Origin of the sequence: Acinetobacter sp. YH12131, assembly GCF_013418635.1 — a bacterium.
GTDB classification, from domain to species: Bacteria; Pseudomonadota; Gammaproteobacteria; order Pseudomonadales; family Moraxellaceae; genus Acinetobacter; species Acinetobacter towneri.
Map to the genome: position 1 here is coordinate 203407 of NZ_VPBQ01000003.1, position 14167 is coordinate 217573.

At 40.0% G+C, this 14167-nt stretch carries 16 protein-coding genes; 8 read left to right on the forward strand and 8 right to left on the reverse strand.

Annotation, left to right across the window (positions count from 1 at the left end; translation table 11 throughout):
- The first annotated feature begins 251 nt into the window (after positions 1 to 251).
- Positions 252 to 953 carry a DsbA family protein gene (locus FTU66_RS03735; protein ID WP_004975810.1) on the forward strand — a complete coding sequence of 234 codons (702 nt, stop codon included), beginning with the start codon at positions 252 to 254 and terminating at the stop codon, positions 951 to 953.
- Between the two features lie 171 nt (positions 954 to 1124).
- On the opposite strand, the gene FTU66_RS03740 is transcribed toward FTU66_RS03735, so the two are convergent.
- Positions 1125 to 1325, reverse strand: a complete 201-nt coding sequence (locus FTU66_RS03740; protein ID WP_004975809.1) for a dodecin family protein — start codon at positions 1323 to 1325, stop codon at positions 1125 to 1127.
- A gap of 374 nt (positions 1326 to 1699) precedes the next feature.
- On the opposite strand from FTU66_RS03740, the gene FTU66_RS03745 reads away from it, so the two are divergent.
- The 5 genes from FTU66_RS03745 (at position 1700) to FTU66_RS03760 (ending at position 5143) form a co-directional block, all read left to right on the forward strand.
- The gene (locus tag FTU66_RS03745) at positions 1700 to 1864 is read left to right on the forward strand and encodes a hypothetical protein (RefSeq protein ID WP_019836107.1); all 165 of its coding nucleotides are present in this window, start codon (positions 1700 to 1702) and stop codon (positions 1862 to 1864) included.
- 327 nt (positions 1865 to 2191) lie between these two features.
- A complete protein-coding gene (locus FTU66_RS03750) occupies positions 2192 to 2371 on the forward strand; it encodes a hypothetical protein (RefSeq protein ID WP_004975807.1) in 180 nt (59 codons plus the stop codon).
- 10 nt (positions 2372 to 2381) lie between these two features.
- Positions 2382 to 2741 (forward strand): hypothetical protein, encoded by a 360-nt coding sequence (locus FTU66_RS13625; protein ID WP_257222045.1) that lies wholly within the window; start codon positions 2382 to 2384, stop codon positions 2739 to 2741.
- Positions 2692 to 3903, forward strand: a complete 1212-nt coding sequence (locus tag FTU66_RS03755; protein ID WP_257222046.1) for a hypothetical protein — start codon at positions 2692 to 2694, stop codon at positions 3901 to 3903. Before FTU66_RS13625 ends, FTU66_RS03755 begins: the two co-directional genes overlap by 50 nt.
- A 94-nt stretch (positions 3904 to 3997) precedes the next feature.
- Positions 3998 to 5143, forward strand: a complete 1146-nt coding sequence (locus tag FTU66_RS03760) for a hypothetical protein (RefSeq protein ID WP_180112330.1) — start codon at positions 3998 to 4000, stop codon at positions 5141 to 5143.
- A gap of 140 nt (positions 5144 to 5283) precedes the next feature.
- Here FTU66_RS03760 and htpG read toward each other — a convergent pair whose 3' ends face one another.
- From htpG to FTU66_RS03785, 5 genes are all read right to left on the reverse strand, one after another.
- The gene (gene htpG, locus FTU66_RS03765; protein ID WP_180112331.1) at positions 5284 to 7200 is read right to left on the reverse strand and encodes a molecular chaperone HtpG; all 1917 of its coding nucleotides are present in this window, start codon (positions 7198 to 7200) and stop codon (positions 5284 to 5286) included.
- A 94-nt stretch (positions 7201 to 7294) separates the two neighbouring features.
- Complete coding sequence (locus FTU66_RS03770; RefSeq protein WP_180112332.1) at positions 7295 to 7639, reverse strand: lysozyme inhibitor LprI family protein; 345 nt, start codon at positions 7637 to 7639, stop codon at positions 7295 to 7297.
- 167 nt (positions 7640 to 7806) lie between these two features.
- Positions 7807 to 8415 (reverse strand): OmpW family protein, encoded by a 609-nt coding sequence (locus FTU66_RS03775; protein WP_180112333.1) that lies wholly within the window; start codon positions 8413 to 8415, stop codon positions 7807 to 7809.
- Between the two features lie 573 nt (positions 8416 to 8988).
- A complete protein-coding gene (locus tag FTU66_RS03780; protein ID WP_154321132.1) occupies positions 8989 to 10365 on the reverse strand; it encodes a Na+/H+ antiporter family protein in 1377 nt (458 codons plus the stop codon).
- Positions 10366 to 10471: 106 nt separating this feature from the next.
- Positions 10472 to 11347 (reverse strand): alpha/beta fold hydrolase, encoded by an 876-nt coding sequence (locus FTU66_RS03785; RefSeq protein ID WP_180112364.1) that lies wholly within the window; start codon positions 11345 to 11347, stop codon positions 10472 to 10474.
- A 120-nt stretch (positions 11348 to 11467) separates the two neighbouring features.
- Here FTU66_RS03785 and FTU66_RS03790 point away from each other — a divergent pair, with 120 nt between their 5' ends.
- Positions 11468 to 11953: a DUF4442 domain-containing protein gene (locus tag FTU66_RS03790; protein WP_179989676.1), complete on the forward strand. Its 486-nt coding sequence runs from the start codon at positions 11468 to 11470 to the stop codon at positions 11951 to 11953.
- 208 nt (positions 11954 to 12161) lie between these two features.
- Positions 12162 to 13013 (forward strand): alpha/beta hydrolase, encoded by an 852-nt coding sequence (locus tag FTU66_RS03795; protein WP_096902328.1) that lies wholly within the window; start codon positions 12162 to 12164, stop codon positions 13011 to 13013.
- 102 nt (positions 13014 to 13115) lie between these two features.
- Here the strand turns inward: FTU66_RS03795 and FTU66_RS03800 are convergent, their stop codons facing one another.
- Together FTU66_RS03800 and FTU66_RS03805 are read right to left on the reverse strand one after the other, a co-directional pair.
- Positions 13116 to 13472, reverse strand: coding sequence for a DNA transfer protein p32 (locus FTU66_RS03800; protein WP_167845717.1), 357 nt, complete (start codon positions 13470 to 13472; stop codon positions 13116 to 13118).
- 111 nt (positions 13473 to 13583) lie between these two features.
- Positions 13584 to 14144, reverse strand: a complete 561-nt coding sequence (locus FTU66_RS03805) for a hypothetical protein (protein ID WP_179989537.1) — start codon at positions 14142 to 14144, stop codon at positions 13584 to 13586.
- Positions 14145 to 14167: the final 23 nt, after the last annotated feature.

Here is a 14167-nt window from a genome sequence, read left to right on the forward strand (position 1 = left end):
GTGCCCTCTTATTTTTTAGTATTTGCAATATCTTAGCGTGAAGCCTGTCACATTTGTATAGCATTTTATGCTTATTTTCTAATGCAGCCATTAGAATATAGTGAAATAAATCAATTCATTTATGCCTTTATATGATTCTGTATCCATGACGCTATTTGATCAGATGCTCAAAAATAAGTTTAGCATCGCTTTATGCTTTAAATTTTATGTAACATCCCCATCTTAGTAAAAAACAGAATTTGAGATTGTTCATGCGCGTTGATATTTGGTCAGATATTGTTTGCCCGTTTTGCTATATCGGCAAAAAACGTTTAGAGGCTGCTGCTGAAGAAGCAGGTGTAGAATTAGAAGTGCATTGGCACAGCTTTGAACTTGATCCAGATGCGCCACCGCGTCAGGAAGTGTCCAATTCAGAGCGTTTGGCACAAAAATATGGGCGCAGCCTTGCCGAAGTAGAAGACATGCAGCGTAATATTGCCGAAATGGCAAAAGCTGAAGGCATTGACTTTCAATGGGAAAATGCCAACTCTGGCAATACCTTTAATGCCCATCGTTTGGTGCATTTGGCGCAAAGTAAAGGCTTGGGCAGCGAAGCCAAAGAAGCTTTTTTCTATAGCTATATGACTCAAGGTTTGGCAATTGGCGAGCGTGAAACACTGGAAGATGTTGCATCACGTATTGGGCTGAACCCTGTAGAAGTGGATGATGTTTTGGATTCTGACGAATATGCCGACTTTGTAAAATTTGACCAAGAAGTTGCACGTGAACAATTAAACGTCACTGGCGTACCGTTCTTCGTATTTGATCAGCGTATTGCTTTAGCAGGTGCGCAGCCACGCGAAGTTTTTGTGCAAGTTCTGCAAAAAGCCCTTGAAACAGCAAGCGAGCTAGAGCTTGAAGATGCAGCAAGCTGCGATGCAGAACAATGCGATGTATCTGAACCTAAAGCTTAAGATTGAAATACAGACAAGGCTGAATAGTGTTCTTCCGGCTGATTAGACGCACAAAAAAATCCCATTACGGGATTTTTTGTGCTTTTAAAATGGGTCAAAGTTCCAGCTTTGCCCCGCAACCATGCTTCGGTTAGTTGTCATCTTACTATGCTTCGTTAATGAAGCGAGGTGTTATTCAACCAAGAAGCTGATTTTTAAATTGACCCGATACTCCGTGATTTGATTGTCTTTAACCACCACTTTTTGTTCGTTAATCCACGCCCCTTGGACATTTTTAATTGTTTCTGTCACTTTAGCGATTCCAGTCTGAATCGCGTCTTCAAAACTTTTTGTACTGCTTGAATTAACTTCAACTACTTTTGCAATTGCCATGATTTTCTCACTGTCCTTTATCGTTATTGGAATTCCATCATAGATTAAAAAAACCGCATTTTTAGACTGTTTAACCAATCACAGCCAAAACATTACATGATTTCACACTGTCAAAAACTGTCACCATTCACCCGCATTTCAGACTTATCTAAATACAAATTTTGCAGACATCTCAACCATTTAAGCCTACACAAAAAACTAGAGCTAAAACTCTAATATATTGTTTTATATTGCTATTTTTAAAATAATTGCCGAAATGATCATTTTGTAAATTTTAAACTTTGTTATGATTCATGTGAATTTTTTATTTCGTTTGATCTCCCTACGATGTCTATTCTTCTGCCTAGACATTAACACTTTGGATGGATATTCCCATGAATATGTTTAAATCTGTTTTGATGGTTTCACTTTTAGCAATTGCTGCAAATGTATCTGCTCAAATTGTGCATGTACCTGATTTTCCAACTCAAAAAGTGAATACAGAATCGGCTGCATCTGAAGCTGTTGTAAATGAACCAACTTCGCAAAAGGCAGCTTAAGTTACGCGTTTTATCCACTAATTTTAGCTGTATTAATCCCTCCCATTTCTCTCCCCAAACAGCAGTCTAAAGCAGGCTGCTGTTTGTTTTTCTAATGCTAAATTTGCTTTAAATCGTCCATGCAACATCTAAAAACTGTGTTCTACCCAATTGCTAATACTTTTTTGGCACTGCGATTTAAATTTTTTTGATTATTTTTCATATAAAAAGCGCATTTTTTGTCAATAATGTCTAAAAAAGCACAAAAGCTGACAATTTTTAGCATGTATTTTTTAATTAAATCCATATAATTAAAGTGATTTTTTTTCATTGCTATAGCAGATGCCTATGCAACAACTTCAAGCACTTATACAAAGAAAAATTCCACCTCAAGCGATTGAGGTCAGCCATTTAATCGAATTAGCCAAACGCTATCCTCAACCACAATCGGCAGAATATAAATTGATTGAATTGGCTCTGAATATTGTCTTGGCAGATTATTTGGAAAAAGCACAACAACATATTTAAGTATGCATCAATGAATACACTAGAAAAATCACTGTTGATTAAAGAATTACGCGACTTAATTGATGCTTTAACGCATAAAAGACTCAGTCTGTATGAAACAGCCAAAGCCAAAGCACGCATTAAAGAAATTTTTATGCTGTGCGATGAACCGATTTTTCAAAAACAGTTGCTCACATTTAAAGCCTCACAAAATCCAATTCAAACTGCGGTAACTTTTGCAGAACAAAGTTTATATGCACAATCTTTTCGTGGTGTATTTACACAACTTGAAGCACTTGAAACAGCACTTTATCAACAACCTGAAGCAGGCTGGGCGATTTTTGTATCAACCGAGAGCAGGTTGGCAAATTTGGTTAATTCCTGCTGCTGACCGCACTGCTTTACTAAGTGAGTTTCAAGATTTAGAGCAGGTCTATCGCTGGATGTTGGAACAGCAGCAACAATATCACTGCCTTCAAACCGATGCAGAACTCAAGCAAGCTGCTGTGCTAGAAGCTGCTCAAACTGTAACGATAGAAGCAGCACAAACTCAACCAATTTTTGCCACTGTAGACCCAGAAGAAAATAAAGCTGCAGATCCGCCAATTCAATTTGACTTTATTAGAGACCACATCGCTACAGAAGAAGTTGCCTCGTCTGATACTCAAGTTGTGGACGTGGCTAAAGATGAACTTACAATTGAACCGACAGCAGACCAAACGATCATTTCCAATGCAACATTGGATATAACTCAGCCTGATGCAACGACAATAGATACTGCCCAGATGACGGCTGGCACGCAAAAACCAAGCGTCAACCCAGCTTATAATCTATTGTTAAGCCAATATAGTTGCCCCATTTCTGCGCTCAATCTTAGCCAAAATGAGTCAGCACAGTTGTATCGGGTCTTTTTGCCTGAAGCGCCAGAAGTCACGCAATATGCCGATGTATTGGTGCATTTGTCTGATCCCGAAGAAGATCAGCAACAGGTGTTGGCGCGTGCGGTATATTTGGCAGAACAAACCAATACGCAAGGACGCTTTATTAAATATGTGGTACTGCTTGGCGCATTAGATCAAATGCAAGCGATTCGTTTGACTCAAAACTTTTGCCAACAGTTTGAACATGAAATTGCAGCAATACGTGTAATTTCTTGGGAAAAATTACAAGAACATTTATTTGATTTCGATCAGCTTTTTCAATGCTATAGTCATGATGCTCAAATCGTGTGGCAGCAAGAGCATTATTTTCCTTTCATTCCGATACAGCACATTCAAACTACTAAGTTTATTCAGTTTGAAGAAAGTGAAGCACAGAGTCATACCCCTTTGATTTTACTGAAAGAACGACAAAAAATTCGTGTGATTCATGGTCAAAAGCGCTTACAACTGTCCCGTACTGAACAAGCTATACCGCACATTTTATTAGATCGACAACAAGGTATTAGTTGGCAAATGATTCAAAAAGTCATCTCCCAATTACAGCAACCGATTGATGCTTTGCAGTTATGCCAAGCACTTCAAATGTATCAAGAAAAAGAGGTTTCTGCCTAAAAACTGCCGTTTATATTATGATTTTGTAGCCAAGTCTTGCTTTTATCTCATAGATTTTCAACACTAACAAAAATGGCTTAAAGATCAGTAAATAATGTCAAGAATAAAGCACACATCGCCTTTTATATTAAGCTGTCTCTTAAGTGGGGTCGCAGGCATCACTTTTGCACAAGAATCAACTCAAGCAGTGGATCAAGCCCATACGTCACTGCCACCTTATGAATTGCCTGTCGCTCCGCCAAGTGCAGCAGATAAAAACGGTTTTTATTACACGATTCCACGTTGGATTGATGCCACACCGACGGTGTTACCCGAACAATCCAATGAATCCATTGTACCTGCCACCGCAGAAACGGAACATTTAACTTGGTTCGATCAACGTCAAAAAAATATTCGCAACTGGGCAGATAAAACAGCACATAAACTGGATAACTGGTTTGGTGAACCAAGTCCTGAACAGCCTGCCTCAGCCACTTTGCGGGTTTTGGTCGATAGCAGTTGGGATAAGCATAATGAATATGAAGTCAAACCTCGTATTCGCGGGAAAATCAAACTGCCTACGCTTGAAAATAAACTCAGTGTGGTCTTTGGTGATGACTCGCTCGATAACGAATTGCAAAATAACGTCGCCATTACCAACGAAAACCCAGCGCATGATGCAGACAAAACTGTAGACAGCAAACGTAGCCGTGAAGACAACAGTTCTCTGGCATTACGTTGGTCGAACTTTGCCGAGCGTCTACCTTTTGAAACAGATGTCGATTTAGGGGTACGTTCTGGCGATGATATTTATCTGCGTTTAAAAGCCTCTAAAGACTGGACTTTGGAAAATGATTTCTCTTTTCATGCCGAACAAATTTATCGTTATGGCATCGACAGTGAAAATTATCTCAGAACCAACTTGGAGCTCACGCACGCACGCCCCAATCAGGCTTTCTTGTCCAATCAATTTAGCCTGACCTATGCCGATGAACAAGATGATGATTTGGTTTGGGACAACTACACCTTTAGACAACATCAATTCTTTGCAGGCAACCGCTTTAACTATGGCATTTATACAGGCGGTTATTATGACGATGATGACTTACGTTTAAATCGTTGGGGGCCATTTGTCTCTTGGCGTCAACCATTTTTACGTGAATGGTTCTTTATTCAGGGCGATGTCAATTATTTAAATGATGATCGCGCAGATCGTAATCATTATCTCGGTGCTTTAGTGCGTTTAGAAGCCATTTTCTAAACAGGTAACATCTACAATCAAGCCAAATTAAAAAACCAAGTCTTGCGAACAGGACTTGGTTTTTTTGCAAGATGATCTTGCAAGATGACGATGCATTATTTGTACAACGCATCATCGATCATGTTCATGCGAAAGCAGACTTACTTTAACAGTAAGCTATTAATACGTTTCACATATTCCGCTGGGTCTTCAGGCAAGCCACCTTCAGCAATCACAGCTTGATCAAAAATCACATGCGCCAAATCATCAAATTGATTGGAGTCCTGTAATTTTTTCACCAATGGATGCTCTGGATTGATTTCCAAAATTGGCTTCATATCAGGTACAGCTTGTCCTGCATCCTTTAACATACGAATCAATTGTGGCGACAGCTCACCTTCACCTGTTACCAAACAAGCAGGGGAATCAACCAAACGTGTAGTCACACGCACTTCTTTGGTTTTACCGCTTAAAGATGCAGACAATTGCTCAACCACAGGTTTAAATTGTTCTGCAGCCGCGTCTAAAGCTTTCTTCTCTTCAGCATCTTGTAGATCGCCTAAATCAACCGCACCTTTAGATACGTTTTGCATTGGCGTGCCATCAAACTCCTGCACAAAGTTCATCGCCCACTCGTCTACGCGTTCTGCCATCAACAACACTTCAATGCCTTTTTTCTTAAACAACTCCAACTGTGGAGAATGCTTTGCTGCGTTCAAGTTGTCTGCAGTAACGTAGTAAATGGCTTTCTGACCTTCTTTCATTCGCGCTTTATAGTCCGCCAATGAGGTACTGATGTCATCATTACTTGAAGTAGCGTAGCGTAATAATTTCAGGATACGTTCACGGTTGCCAAAGTCTTCGCCTAAGCCTTCTTTTAAAACTGAACCAAATTCTTGATAGAATTGCTTAAATTTTTCTTGGTCTTTTTCATCTTCAGACTTGGCTAAATTGTCCAACATGGTCAACACACGACGGGTATTGCCTTCGCGGATGGTTTTAACATCACGGCTTTCTTGCAATAACTCACGGCTCACGTTCAATGGCAAATCGGCGCTGTCCACCACACCTTGTACAAAACGTAGATAGTTCGGGATCAGGTTGTCTGCCTCATCCATAATAAATACGCGCTTCACATACAATTTAATCCCCGCTTTGGCTTCACGAGTAAAAATGTTGTGCGGTGCTTTACTTGGCACATACAACAACTGAGTGTATTCAGTACTGCCTTCAACACGGTTATGCGCCCATGCCAATGGTGCGTCAAAATCGTGACTGAGGTTTTTATAAAACTCAATGTACTGTTCTTCACTAATTTCGTTTTTATTGCGCGTCCACAACGCACTGGCCGAGTTAATTGCTTCCCATTCATCAGTTTTCACATACTGACCTGCTTTCGGTGTTTCACCTTCAGCTGCTTCTTCTTGCTGCCATACTTCTTTCTGCATTTGAATTGGCAAACTGATGTGATCAGAGTATTTATTGATGATCTGCTTAACTTTGTAGCTTTCTAAATAATCCAGCGCATCTTCACGCAAGTGCAGAATAATATCGGTACCCCGTTCTGCTTTGTGAATTTGCTCAACATCAAACTCGCCAGTACCCGTGCTGCTCCAACGCACGGCTTCATCTGCAGCCAATCCTGCACGGCGTGATTCCACAGTAATTTTATCCGCCACGATAAAACCTGAATAAAAACCCACACCAAATTGACCAATCAATTGCGCATCGGCTTTTTGATCGCCTGTCAATTTCGACATAAAATCTTTGGTGCCCGATTTGGCAATGGTACCCAAATGTTCAATCGCTTCCTGTTGGCTTAAACCAATGCCATTGTCTGAAATGGTCAGGGTTTTCTGATCTTGATCTAAGCGAATACGCACACGTAAATCAGGATCATTTTCATAATATTCAGGATGATTGATACCCTCAAAACGTAATTTGTCACAGGCATCCGATGCGTTAGAAATCAGTTCACGCAAGAAAATTTCAGGGTTGGAATAAAGAGAATGGGTCACCAAATGTAATAACTGCGCCACTTCGGCTTGGAAACTGTGTTTTTGGCTGTGCTCGCTCATTCATCACTCCTTAAAATCATAAACATGGTTATTGTTGGATGTGTTAATGAATTGGAGTGATTGCTTGATTTTTCAAGCCTAAACCCAGAAAAATTTAAAAAGGCGCACGTTGATAGACCTGATTTAAATGATCCTCTAATTTCTGCTGACGCAAATTATACACTTGGGTTAAACAATCGACGGAAGCGCCACAACGATCACGCAACTCTAACCAGCGAAATTGTTCATCACGGATTTGTGAACGCGTCCCCATGGCGACCAAACGACTGACTATACGATAGGTGGTTGCCATTTTCACATCGGCATCATTGACCGCACGATGTTCACAAATGGCATGTTCTGTTTGTGTTTTGGCTTTTTCACAAGAAAAACTAGCTGCATGAGCAAATGAACTGAGCATAAAACAGGCACAAAAAATCCAACTATACTTTATAAACATGATATTTCCTTATTCTTCATACTCTACTTTATTCTTCAAAATTTAAATGAACATTGCCTATACGCTCAATCTTTTCATTTTGCACATTTGTTATTTTTTGCAATAAAAAACCCCATCATAAAGATGGGGTTGCGCTGATTTTTATTATTATAAAGAGCTAGCAATTATTAGAATTTGTAGCTATAACCGATGGTGTACACCATTGGATCGATGTCCAAATCAAACTTAGTTGCAATATCACCGCTTAAAGTAACTTCAGGGCTAAGCTGTGCATAGCGCGCATCAAAGAATACACCCCAGTTTTTCGCATCAGCTGGCTGGAAGTTAAAACCAACCTGACCAGCAAAACCAAAATCTTCTTTTACCTTAACATCAGTATTGCCTAAACCGTTGGTACGCTCATCCCATGCCACAAATGCTGTACCACCCACACCAATGTATGGCGTAAAACCAGTTGAATTTTTAAAATGATATTTAGCAGTCAATGTTGGTGGTAAATGCTTAATTTTAACAGCTGAATCGCCATTCACTAACACATCATGGCTGATTGGAGTTGCAAGTAATAACTCGGCAGAGATATTGTCATTAAAGAAATATTCTACTGAAGGGGTAAACGCATATTCATGATCTGCTTCAACCTCAATACCACCTAATTGTTGTACTGTACTTGAAGTAGTAGGTGCTAAAACAGAACCACCAACCTTAACTTGCCATTGACCTGCCATTGCAGAAGCAGACATCCCCATTAATGCAATTAGAGCAACTTGCTTTAACATTTCAAAACCACCTTTAGAATAAAAATCTTAACGCTTAATTAATATTAAACACGACCACTATTAATATGCAACACATATTAAACATAATATTTTAATTATTTTATAAACTATTCATTATTATATAAATTTATTTTAAATAGACCAAATTACTTGGTTTTAAAACCCGAGTTAATTAATAAAGTTTATATTATTATTTCCCGACTATATTACTCAATTTTACTTAAAAAATATATTAAAAGGTTTATTTGAAATACATCTTATATTTATTTAAAAATTAAAACAAATTTATTTTAAATTGATTAATTCACTCAGGTTTTATATTTTTAAATCACAGGAAATTAATAAAAATTATTAAAATTAAATAAAGAGAATTAAAATCATCTTCATTCTAATATTAGAAGTTAATTACAACGAAAAATGGATCATTTTGTTAGAGAGTTTGAATTTTGTATTGGGTTTCAATAGGCAGATTTGAGGATGAATTTGAGGAAGATTCTTCTTGTCGTTTTAGCACGATGCTGCAACGTGCCCAGTCTATTCTGAACACGTGTGCTTACAAATTTTGGTGATGATTTACAGCACCATCGCTGCAATCCAGCCAAAAATAATCAGTGGAATATTAAAGTGAATAAAAGTCGGTACCACACTGTCTTTCATGTGGTCGTGCTGCCCATCCATATTTAAACCCGAAGTTGGCCCCAAGGTTGAATCCGATGCTGGAGAACCCGCATCTCCTAAGGCTGCTGCTGTACCAATAATCGCAATGGTTGCTGCAGGGCTAAAACCGAACTGCAAACATAAAGGCACATAAATAATCGCTAAAATAGGCACGGTAGAGAAAGATGAGCCAATCCCCAAGGTGATTAACAAACCAATCAATAACATTAAAAATGCAGCCAAAGCTTTGCTATTGCCAATCCATTCCACCGACGCTTCTACCAAAGCAGGCACTTGATTAGTAGCTTCAATCACTGAAGCGAAACCTTGTGCAGCAATCATAATAAAGCCGATGAGTGCCATCATACGCATACCTGTAATGATCACATCATCTGCTTCTTTCCATTTGAAAATTCCCGCACAGCTTAAAATGGCAACACCCACCAAACCTGCCAGAATCATCGAATCTGAATACAATTGCACCGCCAAGGTTGCAATAATCGCAAACACTGCCATCCACAAGGTAAATTTTGCAATCTGAGGCGCTTGTAGGGTTGGCGCGGCGGTATTTGCATTGAGCTCACTCGAAATGCTTTGGGTACGCTCTACCTGCACATCTTGATAATGTCGAGGCTTACGATAGCTCACAAACAACGCGATCAATAGCCCAATAAACATCCCAAACACAGGAATAAACATGGCAGCAGGAATATCTTCATTTTGAATGGCAAAACCATACGGAGCACCAAAGGTGTTGATATTGTGCGCCAAAATATCATTCAGAAAGATTGCACCGAAACCCACAGGAACAAACATATAGGTGGCAACCAAACCAAAAGTCAGCAAACAAACCACTGCACGACGGTCTAGGTTTAAATGATTGAAAACACTTAATAAAGGTGGAATCAATACAGGAATAAATGCAATGTGTACAGGGATTAAGTTCTGTGAAAATACCGCTGCCAAAGCCACAGTAAAATAAATCAGATATTTAACGCGGTTTTGTACCTTAGTATTACTGCTACCTGTTAAGGTGCGAATCAGTTTATACGCCAATAAGTCTGGTAAACCTGACCGTGCCAAAGCCAAAGCAAATGCACCTAAAATACCGTAAGCCAAGGCAATTTTAGCGCCACCACCTAAGCCATTATTAAACGCATCTAAAGTGCCTTGTAAGCCTAAACCAGCCAGTAAACCACCTGAAACTGCACCAATAACCAAGGCAAAAACCACAGGCACACGAGCCAACGACAATCCGAACATGATTGCAATGGCAGCAAGAATTGCGAACATAAGAGATGAAATTCAAAAAAGAAGCTATTTTATCAGAGATTATGGATGATGGAGTTGACCAAACCTTCAACTCCGACAAATGAATCTAAGTATGATCACGCAAAAATTACTGATTTTCATGCTTATAAGCAAAGTCACGTATGGCAGCAGCAACAGCTTGCGGCTGACTGAGAATTGCCCAATGATTGGCAGCCAATTCTACACGTTGAAAATCATCTACCCAGCGTGGCATTTCATCAATCAATTCAGCACCCACAAATTGATCATATTTCAAGAGAATAGCTTGCACAGGGCAAATTGCGTAACGCTGCCGCGGCTTAAATAAACGTGGCATAAAATTGGCACGATATAAATTGACGCCATATCGCCCATCTTTACTGATATTAGGATTGACCGGAATATCTTGATCACGTTCTAAACGCATCACTACCTGACGCCACTGCTTTGGTTGAAAGAACTGCCAAACTGCAGGCGCAAGTGCAGGAAGTTGGAAAGCAGCAATATACCAAGATTTACGCATTTGTTTGAAAAATTTAATTTTATTTTCAGAAAACTGCTTACGCATCCAAAACGCTGCATGATCCAAACATGGGCCTGAAATAGTACTGTAAGATAAAATTCGTCCTTTTAAATCTGGATCAGTTACAGCTTCCCAAGACTGAATTGAACCCCAGTCATGAGCTGCCAAGTGAAATGCACGCTGCCCCAAAACGGCATTAGCAACAGCCATTAAATCTGCAGCCAATTGAGCCAAGCTATAGGCACGAATGGATTTAGGAATGGAGGATTGTCCCGCACCGCGCACATCATAACTCACCACATAAAAATCTTGTACCAACACGGCAATCACTCGTTCCCAGACTTCTTGGTTATCTGGATAGCCATGCAGCAAAATCAATGCAGGTGCTGTTTTTTCACCCCAAGTTTTGACATAGAGCTGTTGATAATCTGAGGTTTCAATCCATTGCGTTTGTGCTTGCATAAACATCCTGTTGTTTATTGTTGACATGATTGCTCTTGAGAATAACAAAATATGCCATTGGCTTGCTCAAATTTCATACTAATATAAGAAAAATCTACTTAAGGCTCTATAAAATTTCCCATGAACCTCATCAAAAAATTGCAGCAACTTCCTATCGTTTCTAAATACTTTTTAAATCGGTACCCACCCTATCGGGGTGCAGGTATTGAAATTGATCAAATCGATTTAGCCAACCACCATGTCCGTGTCAAAATGCCACTCACCCGCAAAAATCAAAATATTGTCGGGGTGCATTTTGGCGGCAGTCTCTATTCCATGGTCGATCCATTTTATATGTTAATTCTGATGCATCACTTGGGTTCAAAATATATTGTTTGGGATAAAGCTGCGACGATTCATTTCCTAGCCCCTGGGCGCAGTACAGTCTATGCCGATATTCGCCTGAGTGCCGCTGAAGTCGAAGAAATTAAACAACTCGCAGAAGACTATGCGCCTGTTACACGTCAATATACGCTCAATATTGTCGATGAATCAGGTGTTCGAATTGCAGAAGTGCATAAAACTTTATATATCCGACGTAAAAAGCCCAAAGCCGTAGCAACGTAATTTTTAGCTCACATAAAAATGCAGAATCTAATGATTCTACGTTGTTGGTAATATTATTTTAACCAAAAGACAAAAAGATCGATATCACCGACAAACTTCGCAACTCTTTTTTAGCAGGTATGAATTAATTAACGTATTACTGTTGATACATCAGTGGATCATAAAAATTATAAACATTGATAGTATTTAAAATTAAAGGATCATTAAAATGAAAAAAAATCTTGTGCCAATCTTTTCCCTACTTTGTTTCTATTCATCGACATCCCTCCATGCTTTGGTGCCGAATACATTTACCAAAGTCCAGACTTTGAAAAATGTGGCTTATGGATCTCATCCTCAACAAGTGATGGATGTCTATTTCCCTGCCAAAGTACTCACAGATCAAACACCAGCCCCGCTCATGATGATGGTCCATGGCGGTGCTTGGAAAATGGGTGATAAAAATCATGCTGCTGTGGTCAAAAATAAGCTGAGTTACTGGACCAAGCAAAACTGGATTTTTGTGTCTATCAACTATAGATTAGTTCCAGATGTGACCGTACAGCAGCAAACTCAGGATATCGCCCAAGCGCTTATTTATATCCAAAATCAGGCACCGCATTGGCATGCTGACTCAAAACGCTTGGTGCTGATGGGACATTCTGCGGGCGCACACCTGGTCAGTCTATTAACCGTTCGCCCCCATTGGCTGGCACCCCAGCCACAGCCTTGGCGTGCTACAGTTGCTTTAGATAGCGCGGCTTATGATATAGAAAAGATAATGCAAACACGTCATGCACGTTTTTATGATCAAGCCTTTGGTGATCAACCTTCCAACTGGAAAGCCCTTTCTCCGATAGCTCAGCTACATCAAGCTTTACCTGCATTTCTCGCGGTGTGCTCAACCATCCGTGCAGATCAACCCTGTACTCAAGCTCGACAATTTATTCAACAAGCACAGAAATTCGGAACTCAAACCCAGTTATTGCCTGTCCGACTTTCACATGCTGAAATCAACAAGTCATTGGGACAAAATAATGCTTATACTCAAGCAGTCAATCAATTTATCCAAACGCATTAATTTTTCAGCTAGCGCATAAAAAACGCAGAATCATAAGACTCTGCGTTGGATGTACTGAAATATAAATACTTCAGTAGGATGGCATGGCTGTTCGTATTCAGATTAACGCTTTTGCTCGATGGCTGCACCAGCACCACCACCAACAGCACCACCGATTGCAGCGCCTGCATTACCACCTATCACTTCTTTACCTAAAATTGAACCAATCGCACCGCCAATTCCACTATAGGTTGCGTTACGGTTAGAACCATCTTGGGTTTTACTTCCAACTGCTGCACCTGCACCTGCGCCTGCTGCTGCACCAACACTACCACCTACGCTGTTACCCGCTGCGCCACCAACGGCACCGCCTAATGCTGCTGCACCAATACGTTGGTCATTTGAACTCATGCTCTCACAACCCGCCATTAACATGGTCGATACAGTTGCAACTGCCAATACACTCAATACTTTTTTCATGGTGATCACTCCCCCTCGGTCTATTCGCTCTCAGCTTAGTGCATATTGCGGTAACAACTTTGAAAAAACTGTTACCAAGCACAGCAAGATGAAGGTATTTCTGTAAAAGACTTAAGGCTGAATAGATGATTCAGCAACATCTTCTTCCAAAAGCACGACATCTCTTGTGGTTTGTCCATCTTCAGTAAACACAGCATGAGAAACTGTTTCTTTGCTTTCAGGCGTTTTGACCCGATCCAGTTTTAATGTGCGATGAATTGGCGCCTGCCCCTGCTTATATTCCATGCCTTCTGCATCAATCGTTTTCACTTCAGAAATGACTTTACCATCCTGCTTTAGGGTTTTATTCAACTCAATTTTTGAGGTTGGTACAATCACCCCACCTTTTTGAATCACAGGAATACCCAATTGTTTCTCTGAAAACTGTGCTTGATCATCATCAAAAACAACTTCCTTTGCCACAATATCTTTACCCTGATTGCTCACTTCAAAAATCGTGGCTTCTACATGGCGTATAGGCTTTTCACCTGTCACTGTACGAATCACTTCAGTTTTTAGAATAGGCACAATGGCTTTGTCTTTCACCACAATGCTGTTTGGCATTGGTGCAGCCGAAACAGACACACTCAGTAGCATTGCCGATAAACACAGTGTCAGTCCTCTAAATTGCATAAGCTATCCCCTTAGTTTTCTTG